The sequence below is a fragment of the Microseira sp. BLCC-F43 genome (genome assembly GCF_041929235.1).
Classification (GTDB): Bacteria; Cyanobacteriota; Cyanobacteriia; order Cyanobacteriales; family Aerosakkonemataceae; genus Microseira.
This window is the reverse complement of record NZ_JBHFNP010000354.1, coordinates 1-4,900: the sequence shown is the minus strand read 5'-3', so window position 1 is coordinate 4,900 and position 4,900 is coordinate 1. Positions and strand designations below refer to the sequence as shown.

5 protein-coding genes are annotated in these 4,900 nt (G+C 44.2%); 1 reads left to right on the top strand and 4 read right to left on the bottom strand.

Annotated features, from left to right (window positions below; all coding sequences use genetic code 11):
* The first annotated feature begins 216 nt into the window (after positions 1–216).
* Positions 217–372, top strand: a complete 156-nt coding sequence (locus tag ACE1CM_RS47045) for a hypothetical protein (RefSeq protein ID WP_374886531.1) — start codon at positions 217–219, stop codon at positions 370–372.
* Between the two features lie 369 nt (positions 373–741).
* On the opposite strand, the gene ACE1CM_RS47040 is transcribed toward ACE1CM_RS47045, so the two are convergent.
* From ACE1CM_RS47040 to ACE1CM_RS47025, 4 genes are all read right to left on the bottom strand, one after another.
* The gene (locus ACE1CM_RS47040; RefSeq protein ID WP_374886530.1) at positions 742–1,362 is read right to left on the bottom strand and encodes a heme-copper oxidase subunit III; all 621 of its coding nucleotides are present in this window, start codon (positions 1,360–1,362) and stop codon (positions 742–744) included.
* Between the two features lie 205 nt (positions 1,363–1,567).
* A complete protein-coding gene (ctaD, locus tag ACE1CM_RS47035; RefSeq protein ID WP_374886529.1) occupies positions 1,568–3,316 on the bottom strand; it encodes a cytochrome c oxidase subunit I in 1,749 nt (582 codons plus the stop codon).
* Between the two features lie 107 nt (positions 3,317–3,423).
* Entirely contained in the window at positions 3,424–4,395 is a 972-nt protein-coding gene (locus tag ACE1CM_RS47030) for a cytochrome c oxidase subunit II (RefSeq protein ID WP_374886528.1), read from the bottom strand.
* A 269-nt stretch (positions 4,396–4,664) separates the two neighbouring features.
* On the bottom strand, positions 4,665–4,900 hold a 236-nt coding region (locus ACE1CM_RS47025), incomplete at its 5' end, for a hypothetical protein (RefSeq protein ID WP_374886527.1).

Sequence of the window (4,900 nt, the reverse complement as noted above, 5' to 3'; positions counted from 1 at the left end):
ATAATCTACTGGCTTTGACCTAGATGATAATATTGATTAATCTTAACTAATATTGACGGCAGATAAATCTGCTCGTGTCGCGTTTGGGCCCCGCAATGAATTGACGGGGCTACCACGCTCCCGTAATTTTTAGGTGTGGTTCATCGGTTGATTGTTTCCTTAAAACACTGTTGATTGTCAAACTACGCACCCTGACCTGTAGTTTAGGAGCGAATTGTGGCAAAAAGGTTCCCTAAACTAGGAAAAGTTGATTCTTCCGGCGACAGCTGTCTGGCTCGAACCCGCAAAGCGATTTTTCGCGCCAAAACTGCGCGAGCGCTTGCCGGGAAAGCGCATCCCACCCAGCTAAACCAAGGCTCAGGTCAGACTTAGGTTATATCAACTCCTGCCAACTTTCTAGGGTTTTTACTGAGGACTGCATGTTAATTTATACTTTTTTTCCACTTAAATGTAAAACTTAATACATTGTTAAACTGCTGAGCCTGGGGTTTGCTTAAAACGAGTTCAGCCATAAGTTACACGTTCGCGAAGGAATATTCATATTACTCAAAAAGATAGACCAATACAAGCTGTACATTCCTTGCGAACGAGGAGATATATTTAGGTCCTACCTATGCACAGGCTAATTAAAAAAAATTTATTATATCAAATAAAAGTATTTTTGTCAAGATTGAAGATGAAAGTAAAGAAAAATATCCCCAATTGGGGACATTTTGGTCAAAAAACGCTTGATGAGGGAATCTAAAGAATGTAAAGCAGGAAAAAGAGAATCACCCAAATAATATCTACAAAGTGCCAGTAGAGTTCGGCTGCTTCGATGCCAAAGTAGTGTTGACTGGAATAGTGATTCGGTTTAAGAGATCGCCACAACACTGCCAGAATTGCCAACACGCCCACGCAAACGTGCAAACCGTGGAAACCAGTTAAAACGTAAAACGTACTGGCAAATAGATTGCTTTTCAGACCAAACTCCAGATGGCTGTATTCGTAACCTTGTCCGGCGAGGAAAAGTACGCCCATAACAGCGGTGGCGATAAACCAATTCCGCATTCCGGCGACGTTGTTATTTTTAATCGCCGTATCAGCTTGGTGAATCACAAAACTGCTAGAAATTAGCACCAAGGTATTAATGCCAGGGAGAAATAATTCTAACTCAGGCGTACCTGCGGGAGGCCAAACGGGTGCAACGGCGCGGAAGGTGAGATAGGCGCTAAATAGCCCCATAAAAATCATCCCTTCTGCGACTAGGAAGACTAGCAACCCAAATATACGGTGATCCGGATGCGCTTCACCATGAGTTGCTTCAGCTTTATGATGATAGTTTAGCTCTGTTTTGGATGGATCTATCGTTTGACTTTGCATGAATTGTTAATTGCTAATTGCTAATGGGTAATTGGTCGATTGAATTGCAGATTTTAGATGGCAGATTTTAGATTTAATGAGGACTGACGCAAAGAAACCGGGTTTCTGTGTATATCTCTAGTTGCCAAACCGACGATTTTTCATAGAAACCCGATTTCTAAGATCCTCAATCTAAAATCTAAAATCTAAAATCTCAAATCTAAAATTATCCTTGATGGTCGTCGGGATGCGCTGCTTTTGCCGGGTCGGGATCGGCACGTAGTGCAGAATTTGGTCCAGCGGATAAAGCTGGATCTTCCGCTTCCGAGAAGGGGACATCGACTTCGGTGTTGCGATCGCCCATACCATAGTCATAAGGACCAATGGCTAAAACCGGCGTAATAGCAAAGTTTTCTGCTGGTGGGGGTGAAGGGGTTGTCCATTCCAACGTTAGTGCTTGCCAAGGATTATCTCCCGCTAAGGGGCCATATAGCCAACTCCAAATGGCATTGACGAGGAAGGGAATAGTAGAAATCGCAAGCAAATAAGCACCAATTGTACATAACAAATTCAGCGGTGCTAATGCCGGGTCATATTCTGCCACGCGGCGGTTCATTCCCAATAAACCGAGTTCGTGCATCGGTAAAAAGGTCAAATTAAAACCAGCAAACGTGAGGGCAAAGTGAATGTAACCCCAAGTTTCATTCATCATCCGTCCCGTCATTTTGGGGAACCAATGATAAAGCGAGGCATAAATACCAAAAACCGAACCGCCAAACAAAACATAGTGCAGGTGGGCGACGATAAAGTAAGTATCGTGGACGTGAATATCAAAGGGTACAGAAGCCACCATAACGCCGCTGATTCCGCCGATTACGAACATAGAAACAAACCCCATTGCAAATAGCATGGCGCTGTTTAAACGTAACTTACCGCCCCAAATTGTGGCTAACCAGCTAAATACTTTAATTCCAGTTGGTACGGCAATTACCATTGTGGCAATCATAAAAAACATCCGCAACCAAGCGGGAGTACCGCTGGTAAACATGTGGTGCGCCCAAACAATTAAACCCAAGAAAGCAATGGCGATACTTGAGTATGCGATCGCGCGATATCCAAAAATCGGTTTCCGGGAATGAACCGGAATAATTTCTGAAATTGCCCCAAATAAAGGCACAATCATGATATAAACCGCTGGGTGCGAATAAAACCAGAACAAGTGCTGATACACCACTGGATCGCCCCCACCAGTCGGGTTAAAAAATGCGGTTCCGGCGATTAAATCAAACGCCAGTAAAATCAAAGCACCGGCTAACACTGGCGTGCCAATTAAAATTAATGCGGAGGTCGCCATCATTGACCAGCAGAACAAAGGCATTTGATTGATGCCCATGCCGGGAATTCGCATTCTTAAGATGGTGACCAGAAAGTTAATTGCCCCCAAAATTGAGGAAGTACCGAGTAAAAGAACGCTAGTAATCCAAATTGCCTGACCGACTTTGGCATTAAGAATGCTCAACGGGGGATAGGATGTCCAACCTGCTTGGGGCGCTTCTAAAAAGAAACTGCTAATGAGCAATAAACCCCCAAACGGGATAATCCAAAAAGCAACGGCATTGAGTTTAGGAAACGCCATATCCCGCGCCCCAATCATTAGCGGGATTAAAAAGTTAGCCAACCCCGCACCTGCCGGTACAATCCACAAGAAAATCATCACCGTCCCGTGAACAGTTAACAAGCCGTTATAAAGTTCGCGGCTGACAAAATCCACATCCGGCGTTGCCAATTCGGTTCGCATCGCCGTGGCTAAGGAACCGCCGATTAAGTAAAACAAAAACGACGTGACCAAGTATTGAATTGCAATAACTTTGTGGTCGGTATTAAACGTAAAGTAGTCGCGCCAATTTCTAAACAGCGGTTCTTCGTTATGAACCTCTCTATTGGCTTGGGATTGAAGCTCTATATTGCTTGTCATGGCTAATGGCTAATGGCTAATTGCTAATGGCTAATTGCTAATTGGTAATTGGGGTTTTTGTTGCTCTGGAATTACCAATTACCGATTACCAATGACCTATTACCAATTCAATGGTGTAATTGGGCTAGGGTTTCTGGATTAACTCCCATTTTTTCTGCGTAGGGGGCTAAAAATTCTTCTGCCGACATTTCCTGGGGGTTAACGGCTATTGCTTGATTCAAATTGTTATTGCTTGCGGCTGCGGTTTGACTTTGTAACCAAGCAGCGAATTCTTCTGGTGATTGAACGATAACCCGCGTTTTCATCCCACCGTGATATGCGCCGCAGAGTTCGGCACAAATAACCGGGTATTCCCCTAGTTTGCTGGGAGTAAATCTTAGTTGGGTTTCTTGACCTGGAATTGCGTCTTGTTTGAGGCGGAATTGGGGAACCCAAAATGAATGAATGACATCGCTGGCGCTAATGTTTAATTTAACTTCCCGCCCTTGGGGAACGTGTAATTCTCCAGATACAACACCGCTGTCTGGGTAGTTAAAAATCCAGGCAAATTGCAGCCCTGTTACGTTAATTTCTAATCCAGGGGTAACACCTTTTTCTGGGGAAGCACCCACGCCTACGGCAACTTGGTTGGAGGGGGGTGTATTGTTGTGAGATAATGTGCCTGCGATCGCAGCCCCTCGCGTTATCTTCGCTTCCATTTTATGCCCGTGCGCCGCCATCGGATCTAAGCCGCCCATCGAGTTATAAACTTCAAAGCTGTAGATGCCGATAATGAACACAATTACCGCTGGAATTGCCGTCCAGAGAATTTCTAAAGGAATGTTCCCGTGAACGGGTGCGGCATCTGTCGTATCCCCAGGGCGGCGGCGAAACCGGATAATGGAAATAATTAACGTCCCCTCAACAATCAGAAATAACCCGGTAGAAATGGTCATCATTGTATCGAATAACCCGTCTACTAAGGGTGCTTCTTCTGAAGCAGCAACTGGCAGTAAGCCGTGATTGTGACCATACCAGAGGCTAGCCAGGGTTATAACGATACCGGCAATTAAAGTGACAATAGAACTAGGAATTTTCACGGCACTTCTCAAGCTTGACTATGCTTGTAAAACTGCTGAGTTCATAGTTCGTAGTTCGTGGTTAACGATAGTAATTATTACCCATAACCCACGCGCTATGACCCATTCCCAAAGTAAAGCGATGTCCCTGGAAAAGAAAGCTTACTTTAGATGGATTTTTGGGAATTTTTTTTAGGGTACCGCCTACAAAGCAGCTACCTCAGCTTTTAAACAAGTCCATATTGTTTAGGGTTATACCATTTTTATTTTTTCTACATTTTTTACCAATGCTAACGCACCATTAGGCATACGCCTAAGGGCGTATATCCCAAGAAAGATGACAAAATTGGACTGGATATGAATTGGAAAATAATCAAAAATCTTCGGGGCACGGCAATCATAAAATCTTCTCTTGTACCGAATGTTTCTGCTGCCGTGCCCCTACACACAAACCTTTGGGGCACGGCAATCATAAAATCTTCTCTTGTACCGAATGTTTCTGCTGCCGTGCCCCTACACACAAACC

Excerpts from the sequence above, each read along its gene's own strand:
- ACE1CM_RS47040 (WP_374886530.1), bottom strand. The coding sequence starts at position 1,362 with ATGCAAAGTCAAACGATAGATCCATCCAAAACAGAGCTAAACTATCAT.
- ctaD (WP_374886529.1), bottom strand. The coding sequence starts at position 3,316 with ATGACAAGCAATATAGAGCTTCAATCCCAAGCCAATAGAGAGGTTCAT.